At 31.6% G+C, this 21,735-nt stretch carries 21 protein-coding genes and 2 tRNA genes; 11 read left to right on the top strand and 12 right to left on the bottom strand.

All coding sequences use genetic code 11. The features are described from left to right. Positions 1–130: 130 nt before the first annotated feature. Positions 131–670, bottom strand: coding sequence for a hypothetical protein (locus ACXLDF_RS13835; protein WP_457559130.1), 540 nt, complete (start codon positions 668–670; stop codon positions 131–133). Between the two features lie 112 nt (positions 671–782). Between ACXLDF_RS13835 and ACXLDF_RS13830 the strand changes: the two genes are divergently transcribed. The 4 genes from ACXLDF_RS13830 to ACXLDF_RS13815 all read left to right on the top strand — a co-directional run bounded on the left by ACXLDF_RS13830 (position 783) and on the right by ACXLDF_RS13815 (position 3,751). Then, the gene (locus ACXLDF_RS13830) at positions 783–1,280 is read left to right on the top strand and encodes a hypothetical protein (protein ID WP_457559129.1); all 498 of its coding nucleotides are present in this window, start codon (positions 783–785) and stop codon (positions 1,278–1,280) included. Between the two features lie 44 nt (positions 1,281–1,324). Next, positions 1,325–1,969 (top strand): hypothetical protein, encoded by a 645-nt coding sequence (locus ACXLDF_RS13825; protein ID WP_457559128.1) that lies wholly within the window; start codon positions 1,325–1,327, stop codon positions 1,967–1,969. A gap of 75 nt (positions 1,970–2,044) precedes the next feature. Next, positions 2,045–2,725, top strand: coding sequence for a hypothetical protein (locus ACXLDF_RS13820; protein ID WP_457559127.1), 681 nt, complete (start codon positions 2,045–2,047; stop codon positions 2,723–2,725). 72 nt (positions 2,726–2,797) lie between these two features. Then, positions 2,798–3,751 carry a transcription initiation factor IIB gene (locus ACXLDF_RS13815; protein WP_457559126.1) on the top strand — a complete coding sequence of 318 codons (954 nt, stop codon included), beginning with the start codon at positions 2,798–2,800 and terminating at the stop codon, positions 3,749–3,751. Between the two features lie 53 nt (positions 3,752–3,804). On the opposite strand, the gene ACXLDF_RS13810 is transcribed toward ACXLDF_RS13815, so the two are convergent. Both ACXLDF_RS13810 and ACXLDF_RS13805 read right to left on the bottom strand, forming a co-directional pair. Next, complete coding sequence (locus tag ACXLDF_RS13810) at positions 3,805–3,954, bottom strand: DNA-directed RNA polymerase subunit P (protein WP_457559125.1); 150 nt, start codon at positions 3,952–3,954, stop codon at positions 3,805–3,807. Positions 3,955–4,002: 48 nt separating this feature from the next. Beyond that, positions 4,003–4,548 (bottom strand): hypothetical protein, encoded by a 546-nt coding sequence (locus ACXLDF_RS13805; RefSeq protein ID WP_457559124.1) that lies wholly within the window; start codon positions 4,546–4,548, stop codon positions 4,003–4,005. Positions 4,549–4,654: 106 nt separating this feature from the next. Between ACXLDF_RS13805 and ACXLDF_RS13800 the strand changes: the two genes are divergently transcribed. Together ACXLDF_RS13800 and ACXLDF_RS13795 are read left to right on the top strand one after the other, a co-directional pair. Beyond that, a complete protein-coding gene (locus ACXLDF_RS13800) occupies positions 4,655–5,920 on the top strand; it encodes an HD domain-containing protein (RefSeq protein ID WP_457559123.1) in 1,266 nt (421 codons plus the stop codon). 72 nt (positions 5,921–5,992) lie between these two features. After that, a complete protein-coding gene (locus ACXLDF_RS13795; protein WP_457559122.1) occupies positions 5,993–8,371 on the top strand; it encodes a phosphoadenosine phosphosulfate reductase domain-containing protein in 2,379 nt (792 codons plus the stop codon). A 397-nt stretch (positions 8,372–8,768) separates the two neighbouring features. Here the strand turns inward: ACXLDF_RS13795 and ACXLDF_RS13790 are convergent, their stop codons facing one another. From ACXLDF_RS13790 to ACXLDF_RS13780, 3 genes are all read right to left on the bottom strand, one after another. After that, positions 8,769–9,995: an MFS transporter gene (locus ACXLDF_RS13790; protein ID WP_457559121.1), complete on the bottom strand. Its 1,227-nt coding sequence runs from the start codon at positions 9,993–9,995 to the stop codon at positions 8,769–8,771. A 151-nt stretch (positions 9,996–10,146) separates the two neighbouring features. Beyond that, on the bottom strand, positions 10,147–10,527 hold the full coding sequence (locus ACXLDF_RS13785) for a hypothetical protein (RefSeq protein WP_457559120.1): 381 nt from the start codon (positions 10,525–10,527) through the stop codon (positions 10,147–10,149). Between the two features lie 372 nt (positions 10,528–10,899). Continuing rightward, positions 10,900–11,133 (bottom strand): DUF2116 family Zn-ribbon domain-containing protein, encoded by a 234-nt coding sequence (locus ACXLDF_RS13780; RefSeq protein WP_457559119.1) that lies wholly within the window; start codon positions 11,131–11,133, stop codon positions 10,900–10,902. Positions 11,134–11,306: 173 nt separating this feature from the next. Between ACXLDF_RS13780 and ACXLDF_RS13775 the strand changes: the two genes are divergently transcribed. Then, positions 11,307–12,122, top strand: a complete 816-nt coding sequence (locus tag ACXLDF_RS13775) for a class I fructose-bisphosphate aldolase family protein (RefSeq protein ID WP_457559118.1) — start codon at positions 11,307–11,309, stop codon at positions 12,120–12,122. Between the two features lie 10 nt (positions 12,123–12,132). Then, the gene (locus ACXLDF_RS13770; RefSeq protein WP_457559117.1) at positions 12,133–12,573 is read left to right on the top strand and encodes a hypothetical protein; all 441 of its coding nucleotides are present in this window, start codon (positions 12,133–12,135) and stop codon (positions 12,571–12,573) included. 64 nt (positions 12,574–12,637) lie between these two features. On the opposite strand, the gene ACXLDF_RS13765 is transcribed toward ACXLDF_RS13770, so the two are convergent. From ACXLDF_RS13765 to pyrH, 5 genes are all read right to left on the bottom strand, one after another. Then, the gene (locus ACXLDF_RS13765; RefSeq protein ID WP_457559116.1) at positions 12,638–13,303 is read right to left on the bottom strand and encodes an inosine/xanthosine triphosphatase; all 666 of its coding nucleotides are present in this window, start codon (positions 13,301–13,303) and stop codon (positions 12,638–12,640) included. Positions 13,304–13,418: 115 nt separating this feature from the next. Then, complete coding sequence (locus ACXLDF_RS13760) at positions 13,419–13,946, bottom strand: Rab family GTPase (RefSeq protein WP_457559115.1); 528 nt, start codon at positions 13,944–13,946, stop codon at positions 13,419–13,421. A gap of 992 nt (positions 13,947–14,938) precedes the next feature. Further along, positions 14,939–15,104, bottom strand: a tRNA-Leu gene (locus ACXLDF_RS13755). Between the two features lie 366 nt (positions 15,105–15,470). Then, positions 15,471–15,612 (bottom strand) — tRNA-Leu (locus ACXLDF_RS13750). Between the two features lie 199 nt (positions 15,613–15,811). Further along, on the bottom strand, positions 15,812–16,525 hold the full coding sequence (gene pyrH / locus ACXLDF_RS13745; protein WP_457559114.1) for a UMP kinase: 714 nt from the start codon (positions 16,523–16,525) through the stop codon (positions 15,812–15,814). A 67-nt stretch (positions 16,526–16,592) separates the two neighbouring features. Between pyrH and ACXLDF_RS13740 the strand changes: the two genes are divergently transcribed. Next, entirely contained in the window at positions 16,593–17,675 is a 1,083-nt protein-coding gene (locus ACXLDF_RS13740) for a GHMP family kinase ATP-binding protein (protein WP_457559113.1), read from the top strand. A 47-nt stretch (positions 17,676–17,722) separates the two neighbouring features. Here the strand turns inward: ACXLDF_RS13740 and prf1 are convergent, their stop codons facing one another. After that, positions 17,723–18,994 carry a peptide chain release factor aRF-1 gene (gene prf1 / locus ACXLDF_RS13735; RefSeq protein WP_457559112.1) on the bottom strand — a complete coding sequence of 424 codons (1,272 nt, stop codon included), beginning with the start codon at positions 18,992–18,994 and terminating at the stop codon, positions 17,723–17,725. A 370-nt stretch (positions 18,995–19,364) separates the two neighbouring features. Between prf1 and ACXLDF_RS13730 the strand changes: the two genes are divergently transcribed. Beyond that, positions 19,365–20,141, top strand: coding sequence for a phosphopantothenate/pantothenate synthetase (locus ACXLDF_RS13730; protein ID WP_457559111.1), 777 nt, complete (start codon positions 19,365–19,367; stop codon positions 20,139–20,141). Positions 20,142–20,175: 34 nt separating this feature from the next. Continuing rightward, positions 20,176–20,925, top strand: coding sequence for a GNAT family N-acetyltransferase (locus ACXLDF_RS13725; protein ID WP_457559110.1), 750 nt, complete (start codon positions 20,176–20,178; stop codon positions 20,923–20,925). Positions 20,926–21,735: the final 810 nt, after the last annotated feature.

The following is a 21,735-nucleotide window of genomic DNA, read 5'->3' as shown; positions in this document are numbered from 1 at the left end:
ACAATAAAAGGAAACAAGCGATTAGCCAGAATTGGTTGAAGAAAATGGAGAAAATAGAAGGGATTTTAGGGGTTTCAGGACTATTCTATGGAGAAAGATTACCGTGAAATCTCATGAAAAAAATGATTTTTTATGAATAATCTTTTTCATAAACAACTTGACTAACTCTTCGTCTTCTTACTTGAAAATCATGATCTAATTGTGCTACGATGACATGTTCAGGATTACCATGAACATATGAAACATCAACTACAGGATCCTTAGATTCTAAGACTAATTTTTTTGGAACTGGCATGAGAATAGGTTTAGATCCACACATATTACATTCTATCAGAATATATTTTGTTGATTTTGTTTCTTTTTTTGCCAAAATTCTCATTTGTTTTTTATTAATATTTACTTTAATTGGTTTTTTTTTTGGCATTGGTGGAATACCCAATCTTGGATCTAATTTTTGATCAGATTTAGAAGATATCGAATTATTATGTATTTTAGTTGGAATAGCAAGTAATTCTTCTCTTTTTTTTGAAATTTCATAATTTTTTAAGAACATTAGAAAAACATTATCCCAGCCTATTTCTTGCTCTTTTTGTGTTTCTTGTAAAATTTTTTTAATTTTCGTCAATTTTTCCCAGATTTCTTTCGTGACTGTAATTTTTTTTAAGGTCATTCCCTCTCTCACGTGAGTAACTACTTTTTTATAATGTAATTAAATTTTTTTATAATTTAAAGCAGTCGATAAATTCATTAAGTTACAACTCCATAATTATTTTGATTGTTTGATGAAACATATACGTTTAAGGAGTTTTCCAACTAAATGTCGTTATTGTGGGAAAATGATTCTTTATTGGGAAAGCACGCGTGGAGCAAAAGTTTTCTTTAATCTCCCTATTTATGGTAAACCTATCCGACATCAATGTCGAAAACCAAAATACTTAAAAAATGCACCAATAATTAAAGAAACAGCTCTCGATCATTTAAAAAAGAAACTTGAAAGACAATCCTTTCAATGCCCTGTTTGTGGAAAAATTTGTGCTACAGAAAAAGCCTTAAATAATCATATTCATCAGATGCAGAAATATGATGATCCTCATGCAGAATTCTCAGAAATGCTCGAGTTCATAGACTTTGATGAAAACTCACCAAACATTAAATCTAATTACCAAGGATCTTTTAAAACGAATCATTCTATCAAAACAATTCAAGACCGATTCATTTTAAAAACACATCGAAAAGAAGATGAAATCAAATTTGAAAATCTTATTAGGCGAAAGAAATAAATTATAAACAACGAAAAAATACCCTAAATGGAGAAGTTAAAATAATGCCTATCGATTTTGAAGGAATCTGTAATGAACTTTTCTCAAAACAACTTATTATTGCCGCCGTTGTTTCACGAAAAAATGGAGAGATTGTATATATCTCCCCAAATTGGGAAATTGACCCCTCTGATTTGGCTCAGTGCATAAGTAAATGGCAATCTCATTCACAATTTTTAAAATTACAAGATGTTAAGTATTCTCTATTAATGAACACTACTGAATATTTTTCAGGAGTTAATTATAAAGATCGCACTTTTCTTTGTGGAGCAATTTCTCCCGATCCAGAAGATCAATATGTTGTTATAGGATTTGCCCCAGCAGGTGTCGATGGAAGAAGTGCTTATGTTGATGTTGTACGAGCTGCAAATAAAATGCGTGAAAGTGGTTCCTACGTGGATGAATCCCAATCTTTTGGAAAGTATGATGAAACTCCTGTTCAAGAAGGAACCAGTGCAGTATCAACAGATAGTACTTCTGGAGGAGTAAACCCTGCGTTATTAGAAGAAATTAATGGTTTCCTTACATGGATAAATGATCCTAATGGTCTTGCTGGATATATTCAGTATTATCTAGATCAAAATGATGAGACTGTTTTAGCCAAGTTAGCACAAGCATATCAAGATTTTAGAAATGTTTTTGGATTTTAGTGTCATTCTTTATTAATAACACATTTTTCTTTTTTTTAAATATAGAATTATAAAAAGATATGGATTGAGATTAACATGGAATTGACCTTATATGTAAAGAAAAATGATGATTTTATTGAAGCTGAAAGAATAAAACCCAATGAACTTACTCTTGTATTGGATAAAGATAAAAAAGAAATTTTTGTTTATCGCCCGAAAGATCAAATTATTTATGATGAATATGAATCTGAAGAATTATATAATCAAATATTAAACAAATTTCTCAATCCTAATATCATTTTATTATCAGATCTTGAACCATCAGAAAAAGAATCAGAACAGATTCAAAAAGTAAAAAAATTTATTCTTGCAGCACAACCTTCTCCTTTCTTCTTCAAAATCGGAAATTTCTTTCAAAATCTCTTTTTCTTTAGAAAAATTCGACGAAATATTGAAATTTTCCAAAATTATCAACAATCAGGTGTATGGCGCCGACGATTATCTAATCAAACTAACCTTCGTAAATTAAGTATCTATAATGTCATTCTATCCTTAATCATTTCTATTATCTCAATACTAATAATATTTGTTGCAATTAAACCTATCTATAATACTCATTTTTCCATAGAATCTCTTCAATTTTGGTTGGAAAATTTAACAATATATGAAGGATTGATACTCTTCTTTTCACTTATGATATTATTTGTCAATTTAGTTTTTGTATTGTTTCCATTAAAATTCCCAATTAAACCAAAAAAATATTCACAATTAAAATAAAATTACTATTTTGCTTAGGCGGATATTTTTTCTATAAAAATTAAAAGCCTTCATTTTCACTTCACTTATAACTTGAATTTCAATTCGAATGCTTTGGGTACTTTTTCTTCTTCAAATGACTTATTTTCACAGAAATGTCCTTATTGTCTAAAGGAAGAAAGTATTGTAGATCCTCAAAGGGGTGAACGGATTTGTTCCAATTGCGGTACAATTCTTGAATCAAGATTAATCGATTGTCAAGCAGAATGGAGAGATTTTCATCAAGATATTAATAATTCAAGATCTCGGGTTGGAATGCCATCATCTTTAATACTTCATGATAAGGGTTTACCAACGATAATAGATAGTAGAGATTATGATGCAAAGGGGCAAAAACTATCTCCTCGAAATCGCCAAATCGCTTATAAATTGAGAAAATGGCAAATACGTCTTAATATACAGACTTCTAAAGATAGAAATCTCTCTATTGCAATGTCAGAGTTAATTCGTATATCTTATCAACTAAACTTAACAAAATTAGTTCAAGAAACTGCTGCATTATTATATAGAAGATCTGTTGATATGAATATTATAAAAGGAAGAACAATTGAAAGCATGGTTGCAGCATCAATATATACATCTTGTAGGTTATTAAACATTCCAAAATCACTAGATGAAATTTGTGATATAACTTCGGTAACAAAACATGATTTAAGCAAAAGTTATAGAATAATTGTCCATTATATGCATTTACGAATACCAACAGTAATTCCAGCTCGTTTCGTATCAAAATTTGCTCACGTTCTAAAAATTTCTCCTGAATCTCAATATCAAGCAGCAAAAATACTACGTTTTGCTCAGCAAAAAGGAATTACTTCTGGAAAAGATCCAAGCAGTATGGCAGCAGCATCATTATATTTAGCTACTCTATTATCAGGAGAAAATAAAACTCAAAAAGAAATTGCCGAAGTTGCTAAAATTACAGAGGTGACAGTCAGAAATCGATACAAAGAACTAATGAATTCACTTAACTTAAAAATTGATTAATTATAATTATAGATGTTCTTTTAGAAATAGAAAAAATAATCATTTGATTTAATTTATATTGCTTTAACTCGTTTTATTACCTGTGGACGCTTTTTATATAAAACACGCGCTCCACAATGTGGGCATTTTACACCTGGTAATTGACTTAATTGCTCTCTGGTGACTTCTTTTTGACAATCTTTACTTGCACAAACATAAACCATATTTCTTTAAATAAAAGGTAGAGTTTAAATTTTTCGATATAACACAATTTAAGATACTAATAAGATATTTTCGAAATCATCTGGATTTTTAGTGGTTTGGAGAATATTCAAAATGGGAACTCTATGTAACTCTATATTATGCAGAAAAAATTCATAAGGCCAATACCCAATAATACAATCTTCTTGAGATTTAAGACGGGCAATTAAATAACCTTCTCTTATCTCATCTTCAAACTTGTTTTTAATAGAAGTTGATTCACTGGAGGGTTGCTTTTCTTTTTTTTTTGTTATCTTTTTTTTCGTTCTTAGTAGAATATAGTAATTTTTAATTTGCATTTCTTTTATTTGACCATATTTAATTACTTCTACTATGTTATTTAGTGAATAGGCTCTTTTTTTTCGAGTTAGTTCATTATAATTCATTAAAAAATTTTGAAAATTATCAAATGATTCAACTAATTCTGTGTGATAAAAGAAGGTTAGATTCCAATTTTTATCAATCTCATATCCTTTTCCTTTAAAATATACCTTAAACACACCATTTTCTTTAAGATCTCTTTTGAGATCATTTTTGGGATCTACTAACTTCTTCATTTTCTTTGGTAATAAATGTGGGATAATAACTTAAGAATTTTTGTGGATTTAATTATGAAATCGAAGCTTTTTAAAAAAAAGATTTCACAACATAATATGAGAGTAAGTGTCAAAAAACACACAAAAAATTTTAAAAATTAACGATCCAATTCATGGATTTGTAATATTTCCTAATTTTATTCGTAAAATCGTAGATTCAAAAGAGATTCAACGATTAATGCGAATTCGACAACTTTCTGGAACAAATCATGTATTTCCTGGTGCAAATCATACAAGATTTGAACATTCATTAGGTGTTGCTGCTTTAGCTCAACGTCTTTTAAACAATTTAGTTACTTTTCATGGTGTTGATCTTTCTTCTGAAGACATAAACAACTGTGTGATTGCGGCTCTCTGTCATGATGTCGGCCATGGTCCTTTTTCTCATAATTTTGAAAGTATCTTATTAAAGTACAATAATAGAGATCATGAGGATTATACAGAATGGATTATTACCGGCTCAGAATTGGGTGATATTATTAATAATTTAGGCTATGATAAAAAATTCATAGCTGATGTAGCTACAGGTAGAATTCTCTCAAAAGGAAATACTAAAGGAGCATTAATCTCACAAATTCTAACCAGTGCAGTAAATGTAGATTCTATGGATTACTTGCTTCGTGATAATTATCACTGTGGAACTGAAGGAAGACCTGTGGATATAAATCGTCTTCTTCTTTCTATTGATCAATTGAATGAAACTATTTTAGGAATTGATATTAATGCATTGATTGCTCTTGAAGGTTACCTTCTTTCAAGAATAAGTTCATTTCGTACTATTTATTTCCATAAAACCTGCCGCGCAGTTCAAATTATGCTATCAGAAGCAATTGATCAATTAGTACAAGAAAAAAAAATTTTAGATTATCACACTCCAGATGATTATACACAATGGGATGATTATGTTCTTTGGACAGAATTAATTCGATCAAAAAGTGCCAAACCTATGATTCAAGCAATTCAAAAGCGTGAATTACTAAAAAGTTGTTATGAATCTCGAATTGAGATGACAGATCTTAAAATTAATATTATTGAAATTAAGGAAAAATTATCAGAAAGATCAATGATTCCAATAAAGAATATTTTTATTGATCTTCCCAGTTCACCAAATGTTCCATATAATCATATCAGTCAAACCCGTCCGAATGAAATTTATACATTTAAACGAACTGGGGATGGTGAAAAAAAATTGGTTAAACTTGAAGATTACTCTCTTTTTTTTAATCATTTTAAGGGTCACCTTCAATTAATTCGAGTATACACGTGGTCTAAATACCGTGTTCAATTAGGTCGTACATGTAAAGAAATACTCGGTAAACCGAAATTCAGTTAGAATTCTTTTGGTTAGAAGATGTATTCGTAAAATATCAAAGTTTATTGCTAATGTGGAATACTTTTTATCAGTATGGCTAAAAAATCTCGTCCTCCCTATCTCGGTAAGGTTTGCTTATTTTGGTGTGATAATTGTGATTTACCCCTATTTGATAATTATCTTTGTAACCGATGCAATTCTTCTCCAAGACAAGTAAAAATATCACCTCCTGGAGATGTACGTCCTGCATTTTTTCATGATTATCAACTTTTACAAAAAGTAATAAATAGGGATTATGGTTTAATTGGAGAAATACTTTTTCCAGGACATAAAGTGATGTTATTAAACCGAATTGGAGGGATTGATCGCACTGATGAAGTTATTATTTCAGGACAAGTTGTAGGACAGTTTTATTATGATCCACTCAAAATGGATTACTTCTTCCATCCACGATTAATTGGTGGAAAAATGATTTCTGATATTTATTCCTTCGTAATGCAGAAAAAATCATCATGGTTTGCACAACCAAAATCGATTTGGCTCAATCGTGATGGTGAATCTTTCTATTATCAAGGAAAATCTATATTAGTTCCTGGAGTTAATAAATATTCTCAAGATATTAAAATTAATGATTATATCTTGGTTTATTCAGCTGATTCTGGAAATTATATTGGAATTAGTGTAGCAAAAGCCTCTTCACAAGAAATCTCAGCTATGATGAAATCTGGTCGTGGAAACGTGGCAAAAAATCGTTTTCATAAAAAATCTGCTTCTGAAACTCTTTTTTTTCCTCAAAACATAACATATGATATTAAAAACTCAGATGATTTAAGCGGATCTCATGATCCGATTCATTCTAGCTCAATAATTCCTACCAGCACCTCAAACGCTTCAAAAATCTCAGATATTTCCTTTACTCCATTTTTCACAGAGAATGCAGAAGAAGTCAAAAAAATGAATACTATTTTTTCTATTAACATTAGTCAAAATTATCATGGTAAAAAGTTAGATAATGATTCACTCGAATTTATTAATCTGGAGCATTCCAAATGGTTAAACTCCCTTCTTTCATCCACCCAACTATTAATTCATCAACAAAATCTCCTAAATCTTTATCGAATTTATTTTGCAAATTATTCATTTATTCAAGGAAAGATTTCTAAAGCTATCAAATTTATACGAAAAACTGTAAAAAATGTAAACAAACCTCCTGCTGTTGCATATTCGGGAGGTAAAGACAGTTTGGCCGTTCTTCTACTCGTATATCGGGCTCTTGGGCCTAAATTTAAGATCTTTTTTGCAAATACAGGTATAGAATTACCAGAAGTTGAAGAAAATGTCCAAAAAGTAGCCAAAGTCCTAAAGATGGAAGATATGCTGTTAGTTAGAAATGCTGGACGAACCTTTTGGGATTTATTACCTAGTTTCGGCCCTCCAGGAAGAGATTATCGATATTGTTGCCATTCACTTAAAGCTAAGCAAATAATGAGCTTGATTCAAGAATTATATAATGGAAAGAAAGTGTTGAGTTTTCTCGGACAACGGCAGTATGAATCTTTAAACCGGGCTCAATCTAAGAGAATTTACGTGAATACATTCATTCCACTTCAAATTGCAGCAACACCCATTAAAGATTGGATTTCTCTCTTTTTATGGGTTTTTATTGTATGTGAACCTGTATTTGCTCAGAATTGTGATCAAAGTCAAATAATACTCGATATCCCCATCACCCCTCTGTATTTTTCTGGACATGAAAGACTTGGATGTTATCTCTGTCCAGCAACGAATTTGGCCACTTTTAATCTACTTCAAGATACTCATCCTAATCAACATTCTGAATGGTTCTCTTACTTAACCAATTATGCTGAAAAATATGGACTTCCTGTTGAATGGGTTAAATATGGTTTATGGCGGTATAAGAAACTTCCTCGACAGTGGAGAAATTTACTTACTGAAAAAAAAATTCAATATCAGTTTCATAATCCTTCTCCCAATCAAGATCTTCAAATTTCTATAACTAAAGGTTTTTCACCATGTCTTCAGACAGGATACTCTGTTAAAGGGCGATTTTCTCAAGTTATTAAGTTAGCTCATTTAGTGGATTTTCTTCCTGCATTAACCTCTGAATTTGAATATGATGAAGAAATTGATGTTATATCAGGTCGTGGATCTTACAAAAAGCTTAAGTATCGTTTCAACGTTTATTCTGATGGTTCTATATTTCTCTTAAGTCCAGATCGCAATTTTGATTATCAATCATGGCTTCAATATTTGTTCACAACTGTCTATCGTTCTTTCTTTTGTAATCAGTGTGAAACATGTATTAATGTATGTCCCACACATGCCATCAAGCTCACAGATTCTCAAATTATTATTAATCCTACAATGTGTATTTCGTGTAAAATGTGCATTTCTCATTGTCCTTATTTTCAAATTGGGAAATCTGTAGTGAATCGTTTATTCTTGAACTAGATTATTCCCAATATCATTTTTTTTCAGATAAAACAGAGAATTGGTTAATTGCACTTCAATCCTTTGTGGTGACTGAAATTGAAGCGAAATATAATAATTAAAAACAAATCTTACTTTTTACACTATTTCTCTTCACGATTATTGGAATTTTGATAGAACTTTATTTTTTAGTTAGATTTTACCTTCAATATAATAATTATTAAATCAAAATTTAAAAAAACTTATTCGCACTTAGTTATTTTAATAGATTAGAACAAACAAGTTATTCAGCAATCATTTGATCAACTAATCCATTTATTAATTAATCAATTTTTTATAAATTTGCTATATTGTGATAATACAATTTAGTAATTTAAAGAAAAAGTAAAAAATTGTCACTCAAGATCTAGAAGAATAATTAGGATTTTAAAGTTCTCTGAGCTTCATGCCATGGCGTATCCTTTATAATAAAGGTCAAAACTGAGGCAATTCCGAATAAAACCGCCACAACATACATTAAAACAGCAGGAGGAACAGCAAGGAGAATTATTCCTCCAACTTGTCCTAACATCATTAGCATACCATTTGAACTTTCTTCTGGAGCGGGATACGTAATTTCTGCTCCATAGGTCAACCCAACAGGAAGTGCTGCCACTAAGAAAAATCCATATATCAAAGCAAGCATATTTACAACCCAAAAAGACTGAATTAATATTAAAGCAATATTCAATGGAGTACAAATGGTCAATGCTAAAATTAAGAATACTTTCCGTTTATGTTTCTTATCTGAGATTGCTGAAATAATTATAGCACCAAACACCCCCCCAATAATCATAAATCCACTAATTATTCCTGAATCGAAACTTGGATCAAAAATTAAGTCGATTACTGTTGTTATTGCATTAAATGATCCTAACCCAAAGAAAAGTATAATTAAAAGATAAATAAAATCCTTTATTTTTAACATCTCTTTATATCCTGTGGTAACTAAGGCTTTACTTTTATCAGCATAAGCATTTGGTGGGTGATCTGGCTTGTCTTGTATGAAAACTAAATACAAAATCATTCCGATTATGCTTGCTATTCCATATCCAAGTAAAAGCGGAGGAAAGCCATTTTCCATATTATCTCCGATATTTAATATTTCAGGAAGCATCATTCCAATTATAACGCCAAGAAACATTGAGATTGTTCCTAATCCTGAAGCAGTTGCTTTTTCCTTTTCTGGAAACCAATTCGCAGCCAATTTTGTAAAAGAATTGAGCACAAATGGTTGGCCAATAGCCATCATTATTTGAGCGATCATTACAATTATGAAATTTCGAGCAAAAATCCCTCTAATCAAAGCAAACACACCCGTGAAAATGACGCCAATTCCAACTCCCCATTTTAATCCATATTTATCAATTAGCCAGCAAGCAGGAAAATTAACTGGAATATAAGCAATCATAAAGACACCAGTCAACCCCCAGACAATAGCGTTTTGCGAGACATGGTAAAAATCTGCCACATCTTGAGTAATTGGAGCAAATGTAATCCAACCAATCTGGGTAATGATCCCCATCAACATAAAAATACCTAAAACAACAAAGCGATATGTAGAAGCAATATAATTTTCTGAATTTTCTGAATTTTCACTCGCCATATTTCATATTCTTTGCAAAATTATTTAATTTTTTACATAAATCAACGATTTTTTTTACTAACGACACCAAATCATTTTTAGTATGAATGAATAATGGTAAATCATGTTTTCTCGATCACTTTTATTCATATAAATGAAGTAGATATTCGATTTACAAGGAACCTCGCACTTTTGAATAGAAAAAGATTAAATCTCGAATTGCGGGATGTTGCGAATTGATTCGAAAATAACGTGGTGGTGTTTGAGCATGTGTTTCAATAATACGTTCTTCTATAAATTCTTGCGCTAAGAGATGATCGAGAATACGTTTCGCTGAGCTTTTAGAACTATTAGCTGCACGTGCAATTTCTGAAATATTCAACCATAACGGCTTAGAGTTAGGATTTTTATCACTATAAGTATTTTCTTCTTTGAATAAAAGTTGTAGCAAAGTTTCAAGAATGTGAACTTGAACGGTATCACCGAAAAGTCGTGGAAGATAATGTGGAGAATCATCAAAATTAAGATCAGATCGTACACGATGAGAAAACATTTAAAGAAAAATTTCCCGCACAGATTCTTAAACTTTTCTAGCCATATTAACTTTTATAGATAATGAAATCGAGAAAAAAGCCTAGTTATCAAATTGTTATTTAATTTTCTTAAAGGATGTTAAAATTTGCATAAAAATATTTGAAGATCACTACTTAATAAAATAAATAATTGTAGTTAGATGGATAAAAATTATTATTATTAATTATCGTTAACAAATGAGACAAAAGTTGAAGAATTCAATATTAATTTCTCTGCAATTCTCCTTCTATTTATTAGAAAAGAAGATTTAGAAATGAATAAAAAACGATTACTAAAAAGTGAATTAATAATTTTTTTTATTTCGCTTGTTTTTGCTATGATAATTACGATGTTATGCACCTGCAAGTTTGGGTAATAGCAAAATCATCACAACCATCACTACAGCGATCACGACGAATTGAATTGTACTTTTACGACTTTTACTTTTATCGGCCTTTGTATAAGATTCTTTACACTCTGTTGAACAGAAATCTTGTCCTAAAGGAATGGCACGCCCGCAAACAATACAATGTTTATGAGGTTCATATCGACGACTTTTTAATGATTCTTTCCATGATTTGGACATAAGAGCTCATGTAAGTCAAGGGATGGAAGGGTTTAAAATTATTGGATGAAGGTGAAAAAGGAGAATAATAATAAATATGATTAAATTTCCAATCAAGAGTAAAAAGATAAAAAATTTTAGGAACATTACGTTATTTTATTATTGTTGATAATATCCACATCGGGGTGATAAAAATGAGCAGTTGGATAGGAATTAGAGATCGATTGAACCGTTTTTTTAATCCTTTATCGGGGAAAACCTTTATCGTCCCGATGGACCATGGAATTACACAAGGCCCATTATCAGGTCTAATAAATTATGAAGAAAAAATCAAACAATTTGCAGAAAATGGCGTTAATGCAATTATTGGACACGCCGGATTAATTCTTCGTAGGAAAGAAAATACTCCTTGGACAATTCCCTTTATACTGCATATTAGTGCTAGCTCAGATTTATCATTAGATCCAAATCATAAAGTATTAGTAAATACAATTGAAGAAGCGATTCGATTAGCGGCTGTAGCTGTTTCGGTTCATATTAACATTGGAGGAAAAGATGATGGTCTTATGCTCGAAACATTAGGTAATGTAGCTCGTGAGTGCCGTAAATGGGGTATGCCCCTAATTGCAATGATGTATCCACGAGGAGAGAATATCTCTTCACAAGGAGAATATGCATTGGAGAATGTAAAAAAAGTAGCACGGATTGGAGCAGAATTGGGTGCTGACATCGTGAAAACCAATTACACCGGCGATATTGATTCATTTAAAGAGGTAGTTAAGGGTTGCCCAGTTCCTGTAATCATCGCTGGGGGTTCTGAAACAACACCAAAGAAATTGGTTACAATTGCGTGGGAATGCTTGCAAGCAGGAGGTAAAGGTGTGTCTTTTGGTAGAAATTTATTTCAATCACCACAACCAGCAAAATTAGCCCATGCAATCAGTTTAATTGTCCATGAAGGTAATTCAGTGGAAGAAGCACTTCAAAAAACCAATTTATCTAATTTTTAAGGAAAAAAAAATGTCAAAAAATTCAATAAATTCATCCAAAAATGTATCAAATTCATCTAAAAATTCAACAAATTCATCCGAATTCGATCCATCTAAAATCCTATCTATAAAATCCCAATCCATAATAGAAAAAAAAGGTATTCGAATAATTGCGGTGATTTATTATTTACATAACGGATATTTGATGCTAATAACAGATCAAGATACATTTGGCTTGGGAACAATGAGTATGAGTGTTCCTCCAAGCGAAATTAACAATAGATCAATAGGAACTCCTCTATCAACTTTTGGATTAAAGTATACAACTCTAACAAATATTATTGGTAAACGTGCTAGTAAAATGCTGGGGAAACCAGTATTAACCATGTTATCGCTGCAAGAATATGATATCCCTCTAAAGGTTCTTCAAAAAATAGTAATGGATACTGTAGCTGCTGCCTTAGAATCCTAGTTTATCAAATACCTTTATCATTCCTTTCTAAAAAATAAATATAAGTATTATTATCTAAAATAACCTATTGAAAATAATGTTCTGTGCTTAAAAAGGGAATAAGCGCCATCTTAACTCCCCATTCGGCAAGATCTATGCGATTTACAAATGAATGAGAAAAATATCCTACAGCACCTCCCTTATTTCTAATTTTAGGATCACCTGATATTTGAGTCATCAGCTCGGCCAACTCAAGTTTACGATCGTTTATTATCGCCTTAATTATCGATGAAGGATAAATCCACCCTGGACTCGTTCCAATACTGACTTGATTATTCTCATTTATAATTACACAAAGAGAATATGCAAGATAACTGGATGGAATTGAAGGATATGCTACCAAACCTGCTTCAATTCCAATAAAGAAGGAGAAATGAGGCGTATCTTGAAAAAAAAGGGATTTATCGGGAAATTTCGATGAATTATTATTTGAATCTGTTGAATTATTAAAAGAATGACACCAATTTCGAATTTTTTGAGCTCGTTTCAAAGCACCAGAATAAAGTTCTTGAAATCCAATTGGTTGAGCAGGAATTTCTGTTTCAACATGATGGGAGACAATTTTAACGTATGAAATTGGGAAAACATGGGTAAAAACACGCTCAACAGCTTCTTTTTTTAAGACATTAGCTGTTCCTACTGCAGCTAATATTTTTTTTCCTTGAAATCTTTCATTATTAGATATATTCATGTTCTTTACTAATACGATTAAATATTTTTTATTAAAAATTCTTTATACTATAAAAGAAATTTACTTTAATTTTAAAAGAAGAATTTAATCGAAATGCTTTTTATTTCTTTCTAATTCATTCCATCTGTTCTGCAAAATATACTAACCACTTTGCCATCGCTACAAACATTTGGTTTACATTTAAATCCAATTTGGCTGAGCACATAACATTCATTAAACATTTTGCATCCTCTGCATATCGCTCCGCTGTTTCTGTATCAACCTCATGATTTGGTAAATCATATTTATTTCCAACTAAAATTATTGGAATCATACCAGCGTTCTGACGGATTATGCGTAACCATTCAGGAATTTGTTCGAATGTAGAATAATCAGTTAAATCATAACAGATGAATGCCCCCGATGCTCCACGACAATAATCACCTAAAAGAAAACGAAAACGTTCTTCTCCTGCAAAATCCCAAAGCTGTAGTCTAACATTTTCTCCAGAATCAAGTGCTACATCCTTCACAGAAAACGCTGCACCAATAGTCATTTTGTGGTCTTCGACGAAGCGTCCTGAAACGTAGCGTTCAATTAATGCAGTTTTACCAACTCCACCTGCACCTGCGACGATTGTTTTGAAAATCCAGTTGCTAGACACAATATTCACTTAAAGTTGATTTTAGGAAGAAATGAGAGCTTCTCAATAATAAGAAATACAATTGTAAATAAATGCCTTTCGGCTCAAAAAACGAATTCGTAGCTTTATTCACTAAACCACATTCAATTAGGAAAAAAAAAATACTTCTCTCTGAATATATTATATCTTTATCGCTAATAGATTGAAACCCCAGAGAATTGGGTTAACTCTCATTGAAATTAAACACTTTATGCTATTTGGGTATTTTTTAGAACTAAAAACATGGCTTAACATCGAAATAAATGAAAGATTATATAACAAAGATATATCTCCATCATTCACAACCGCAAAATACTGAAGATGGTTAATTTCTTATTTCTATACTTCTTATTTTTTGTTGAGTAAATTCATATTCAATTTACTTTCTTTGTATTGGAATTATGATATTCGCGCAAACTTATTCACACATTATGCTCACTTCTTCAAAATCATATAGATGGTTACTGTTTAATGTCCTTCTAAATTATCCATCCCACCCATTGCATTTAATTTATTCATTGTACGAGAATAAACAGATCTAAATTTGCATTAAAACGCTTTGAAAAATAGTTTAAAAATAGTTGATAAATTCTTGAATCTTCTAGATTTCAATAAGAGAGATTTTTCTCAAGTTCATCAAAAAAATAGCTTAGATCGGATTAAGTTTCTATTCAGTGCATAATATCTTGAAGTTTCCATGAATTCTTATCGATCTCAAAAATATCTGTTGGAAATCTCATTTTCTAAAATATTTTATTCTAAGAAATTCATTGATTCATGAAAATTAAAATTCTTGATTGGTTATTGTTAATATAATTTGACTTTTTTTTTAGTGCTCAAAATCTTTTTAAAAATAATAATCCTTTCTGTCAACAAATTTCTTAAGGTAAAACAAAGAAAAAATATAAAAATAGGACTAATAATAATTCGAGTAGATAATATTTTGTTTATATATTAAGGAAGAATTAAAATAGTGCAGGGGGTGCGCTTTATTCACGATTCTCGAAATGAAAATCATATCGAACGCACGTACTCCTTTGAGACGGGATCTTAAGTCCCGCGCCGTTAATCGGTCTGACCCATCGATTCGTCGTTCTCGAAGGATTCCGGCAACCTTTGACCAGGCTTGGCTACCCCTGCAGAAAAATGACAAAAGCGTCATTTTATCTTCATTGACCCTATAGAAAGAATCTCCGATCTAATGTCATCAATGGGACACGCCATAAAAAGATTTTGGCACTATAATAGAGTAAACTCGAGGGTGTTGGATGTGAACAATTGAGAGTGCATTGAGAAGCTAATAAAAGTATATAATTTTATAATATAATTCATATTAATATCGAGATTGATATTTGCTCTACTTATAAATGTTGAATCAATTAGTGAATCCGATATCATGACTAAAAAAGGGAAAATAGGATTCTAGATGAAATTACATAAAAAATAGAATAAACTCCCTTTTTTTATTAATAATATGGAGGTCTTAAGGATAAAAATATGTAAAAATGCAGGGGATGGGATTCGGACCCATGTATGCCTATGCAACGGGATAACTCTGGAACGTTCTTCGAAGAAAACGTTGATCTTGAGTCCCGCACCGTAAGTCGATAGAATGTATCTAATCGTTGACCAGCTTGGTTACCCCTGCTTAAATCAGTAAGATAATCAATGCGGGGTTCCCTTTTATGTTTTATGGCTGAAAAGGAAAACGGATTAGTAAAGTATGGTACCAGAGAAATTTAAAAAATAATGAATAATTTCATAGGTTAAATTACTAAGACTATTTTTCTCGCATTTATTCTCCATTCTTACTTTTTCATCTTCTTCAGCATTGTGAAAATCTGCTCTTATTCAATCTGGATTTTTGTACCAACTAAAGATGAAAAATTTTCTTCTACTAATAGACTTCTAAGTGATGAAAAATTGTTTCCATTGGTTAAGCGAACTTGCAAGCGACTTCTTTTTAGAATTTGAAGGGAGACGGCGTCGAATATTCGATATTCGCCTGCAGCAGCTTGTGTTTTACCTCCTGTGCCGTATATCACCTGTTCTAATTCCGATATTGAAAGAGAATCGAACTTAATTGCATCTGGATGCTTGTTTGGGTCTTTATCATAGATTCCATCCACATCTGTTAGGATAATTACATCAGTAGCTTCAAGAGTTTCAGCAATTTGAAAAGTTACAGAAGTAGTGCTTTGGCCTGGAATAAAACCTCCTGAAACAAGAATTCGCTGAGACAAAGCCGCTTGAGAAATATCATTGGGGGAGGTCATAACTGTAGGATAGGCGTGTGATCCAAGAGCGGTAATTAAGAGTAAAGCATTAAGTCGGGAAGCTTGAATACCGAAAGTGTCACAAAGCGATTCATTTGCATTAAGTTTGCGGGCTGCTTGGATATATTTTCTTGCGATTTTACCCCCTCCGATTATAATTGCTGCAATATTTTTTGCTTCTTGTAATATTTCAACAATTTTAGATAATTTGGTTAATTGAAGGGAGAGAGAGGAATCAAAAAGAAGAGAACCTCCTATTTTTAGGACAATTTTCCGTTTGGTCATGAAGGGTCACGAATTATAGAGAGGAATTCAGTAAAATTCTTTTTGGATTTCGAATAAAAATTGGATAATGGTGGATGAAACACAAGCAGGATCCCTCCCCTACCAAGTTCAAATTCGAGTGCCGCATCGCATATCTGGTTTTTTCCAAATGCAAGATCCCGATAAGTCACATGATATTACTTCCCCTTTAGATATTGGTTCACGTGGTGGAGGTCCAGCCTTGACTGCTTATGGTACAACATATATTATAAACGATAGAAAATATCAAGACCAAGAAAAACCCCATACCAACTACTATGCCAAAAGATCTAATATTCTTGTTAAAGATGTGCCTTATGCGAGATTACCTCCAGATTCATCAAACTCGCAGGGAAATAATTTACAGTATCGTATTATTATTAATCAGCAAGATAATACATATAACGCAAGTACTTCCATAACAGTATTAGAGCTAATGCAGCCTTTCCTTCCCCTAAATTCACAGATTTCAATTATTCATAATTTTGATTTACCTTTAGGTGCTGGATATGGCTCTAGTGGAGCAGGGGCTTTGGGAATTGCCTTGGGGTTAAATGAATTATTCCAATTAGGTTTAACTCCATTAGAAGCAGCGCAGTATGCTCATATTGCCGAGGTTCAGAATCATACCGGCTTAGGTACCGTAGCAGGACAATTCACTGGAGGTCTAGCTTTAGTTTTAGAACCTGGTTATCCATTCCGGATGCACGAAATTGAAGTTCCTGAAAACATATCTATCGGCTTGGCTAGTTGGGGAGCTATTTCCACTAAACATATTCTTACTGATCCAGAATATAAACACTTAATTTTTGAAAAAGGCAAACATGCAATGATGCAGATGCAGAAGGAATGGAGTCTGGAAAATTACATGAAAGTATGTCAAGATTTCGTAATAAACACTCATTTACTTCAAAAACTTCATTTATCTGAAATTGCGAAGGTAATTGAAGAACTTAATCAAGTAACTCAGTTGGGTGCTAGTTTGAATCAATTGGGTAAATCTGTATTTTGTTTCTGTACAAAAGATGAGCGTGAAAAAGTGAGATCTATTATGGAGAAATATGAGCCATCATTTGGACCGAAATTTGTTCATGTCACTGCAGAAGGATACAATATAACAATTAATAATTGAGTAAAAAAAGAAAAGCGACACTTTAGTATTATTGCAACACCATTTTCTTAAAAGGAAAGTTTATACCTTAGTAACGCTGCAATACCACCGAAAGTGGAGATCAACATGGTTCCTTCTTCTGTTTCAGTAGAAAATATTTTCACATGGGTGCCTTGGACTTCTGCGATTTTTCCGAGGTCTTCAATAATGTCAATTTCATCACTTACTTGAAAAGATGTGGAATTACATTTAGGACAGTGTGTTATTCGATATTTCTCTGTAAAATTGAGAATATCACATGGATCAATTGTGTGATGCTCGTTGTATCCACATTGTTCGCAAGTAATAGTAACTCGACTTTTATTCAAACCTTCTGAAAGAATGAGAACATCTACCGCTCCTGCTTCGAGAGCTTTTCGTACTTCTTTTTCTCCATAAATTGCCATATCAGTATCTCTGGATATTTCTTCCATGAATTTGCCGAAAATTTTCCTTTCTTGGACATATCGGAGATTTTGCAGTTTATCTTGAATTTTAATGACAGTTTCTCGAATTCCTGCTTCACCCGAATAACTTACATCCACGAAATCTAAGATTTTATCTTTCAAGCGGTAATCGAGATCTCCTTTTTTGACAAATTTTTCTTTTGCCATTCCCGCTCCACTGACAAAAATGCCTTCCAGATCATCAATTTCAAGAAAAATTTGGTTTGAAATTTCGGAAACCCGTTTGTAAAACGCTTGAGCACCTTCTTCAATCAGACGTTCCAACCTGCGTTGTGATTGACCACCAGCATTATGTTTACTGTGAACTCCAGATGTCAAAGTTTTAGCAATTTCCAAATGGCTACCTTTAACCCAACCGATAGCTGCCTCTTTATTTTCAATATTTATAATTCCATATGTCCCCTTTTCTTCAATCATATCATATAATGGATCAAGTAAAAATTCAGAGGAGCAATAATATTTAAAATTCTTAACGGGTTCAGGGGGTTCAATTATATAAAGTTCACTTTTTTCCGTTCCTGGTTTATTATCTTCAGGAATTTGGCCTGAGTACATTAATAACCCATTAGGAGGAATTTCCTTAATATTTCGTAATTGTCCTATGAGTGCTGTAATACTATCGATTACATTTTTTCGGTTACCTTTAGATTTAATATTGGAGCTTTCTCCAATTTCTTTTTTAAGATAAGAGATTACATCAAATACTTTTCGAGATGGAGGTATCATTAATGAAATTAAAGCGGTATGAAAACCGGATTTGTTTTTTAAGATTTCTAAATTTTTTTTTAATAAATAACGTTTATACTGTGAGTCATCAGATTCAATATCAGTCATAAGGCAAAACCTGGATTATTTTTAATTATTTCGCAAAAATAGCAATTGGGTGCGTTTATGAGTATAAAGATTAAGTTATAGGTTAATCCTTTATTTATTCATTAATTTAATCGCTTTTTTGTTTTTGCATTTTATAAATATTTATTCTTTTGTGAGGTTATTGTATGATAGTTTTAACTTTAGTTTCTCTCAACTTTTTTGGTTTTATCCACCAATAAAGTATGATTTTAGTTTTTCTTTAGTATTCTGCTTATCTTACTATATTTTCATAAATATGCAACCAAGATCTATATACTTTTGCGGTTACTTAAATGATTAAAAAATAGCATAAATTATCAATTTTATTATTTATGATAAATAACATATAGATATGAAGAATCCTAATTGTAATCCAATTATTCCTCCAGATCACCCCAGGGCTGAGTCTTTACACTATCGCCATCTTTTAGTAGATGCAATGTATAAAAAAATCGTGACTCCTTCTGGATTATGTGCCCATGGTCGCGGTGAAGCCTTTGATTATCTTATAGGGGAACAAACAATTCCGTCAGCTGAAAAGAGTATTCAAGCTGCTGTAGCTATGTTATTAAAAGCAAAACATCCTGTTATAAGCGTTAATGGCAATGTTGCAGCATTAGTGGGAAAACAATTGGTTGAATTGTCTCAATTATTAAATATTCCTTTAGAAATTAATATTTTTTATCAAGCAGAAGGTAGAATTGAAGCGATTACAAAACTTTTACACGATTTTGGTGCTAAAGATCTACTTGGAATTGGGAATTTTACACCAAAACAACTATCTAATCTTTCATCAAATCGAAGAATTGTGGATCCAACAGGTATTTACCAAGCTGATGTTGTTGTGGTTCCTTTAGAAGATGGAGATCGAACAGAAGCGCTAATTGCTGCGGGAAAATTCGTGATTGCTATTGATTTAAATCCTCTTAGCCGAACAGCGCAACAAGCTCATATTACCATTGTGGATAACATCATTCGAGTTATTCCAAAAATGATTGAAATTGGAAAAATTCTTCAAGATGCATCAGATAAAGACCTAAATCAAATTATAAGTGAATTTAATCAATCTCAAAATCTTAAGCAATCGCTTGAATATATTATTAAGTATTTAAAGACTCAAATTAAATGAATCTGACTTTCACCTTGCTCGAGTTAATGTAAAAATGAACGGCGATATACATCAAATCTATGCAGTTCGTCCTTGCTTCTCTCATGATATCCAGAAAGTCATGGAAATTAATGAAGCAACTTTACCAGAAAATTATCCATTATTTTTTTATGAACAGATTTTAGAAAGATATCCTGATTCATTTTTACTCGCATATTCAAGAGATAAACCACAAATGATTTTAGGTTATATTATGTGGAGAATCGAGCGAGGTTCATCTTCTTTTGGTTTAGATTATGTTAAAAAGGCTCATTTAGTTTCCTTAGCAATATTACCTAAATTTCGAAGAATGGGAATTGCTTCAAGTCTTTTACAAAAAAGTATGAAAATAGTTCAAAAATACAAAATATCAGAATATGTACTGGAAGTTCGAGTTTCTAATACAGGTGCAATTCGATTATATGAAGATATTCATGGTTTTGAGAAAATTCGCATCATCAGCCGTTACTATAGAGACGGAGAAGATGCTTTCTATATGAGTCATAAATATGATCCTACTTCTCAATATACTCATAAATCAATGGGTATGTCTGATGAGGAAATTTTTAGACACTATTTAAGAATTAATCAACCACATATATGCTTCCGGTGTCCAAATTGCCACCGTTTGTTAATTAAAGGATTAAATTATTCATATTCAGGGAGCGTTCTTATAAATGATCCATCTACTTTAACTTGTGCTTATTGTAATTCAAAAATATCGAAGTATTCAATATCTCAAGGAAAATATGATATAAAATTATAAAAATTAAAAAAATTATTCAAAACTATTTTGTTTATTGAGAATTTTTAGAATCATATGATTTTCTATTAAATTTTCTCTATTTTTGGAATTTTATTATTCAATAATTGAATATTATTGATTTCCATGAGTAAGTTAAGCTTAATTTTTTTCTAAGTCTAGTTAAAATCTTAATATGCAAAAAGAATCTTTTGTAGATTTATCCAATATTAATTATTCAGAGTAAATTCTCTTGCAATTTAATGAAAAACCTTAAATATAATTACAAAGAATTTAAAGTTTGCGATTTTCCGACATTAAGTTTAAATATCCTATACGATTAAAAAATGTGTGAATTAGTCATTTATCATGATTAAAACACATGAAATTTCTTATGCAATATCGATCAAGAAGTTGCTTAAAATAAGCCTGAAGCATACAACTTTGAACGATATTAGAGTGACATTTCCATTCATCATTGGCAGCTAATGCATCAATCTATGATTGAAATGAATGAATAAAACCAAATCACTCAACATGCTTTTTGCATGTGCATTGGTCCCATGGCAAAATTTTGTTCGTATAATTCTAATTGAGTTAATACGGACAATGTAGTATGATTTCAATAGCTCTTCCCTATTTTAAATTAATTTGTGTAAACCAAATAACCGTAATTTTATGGAAGATAACGCGTAATGGAGTAAATGGAGACATATCGTCTCTGATAAGTAATCAGGGCTCGTTCCTGATTAAGGTCCATACGCCTACGCTGCATAGTGGATGTCTCGGCTTAGTATCTGATGAAGGGCGTGACAAGCTGCGATAAGCTCCGGG

Source organism: Candidatus Harpocratesius sp. (genome assembly GCF_054039255.1).
The sequence above is the reverse complement of the archived record's forward strand: the minus strand, read 5'-3'. Positions and strand labels throughout refer to the sequence as shown.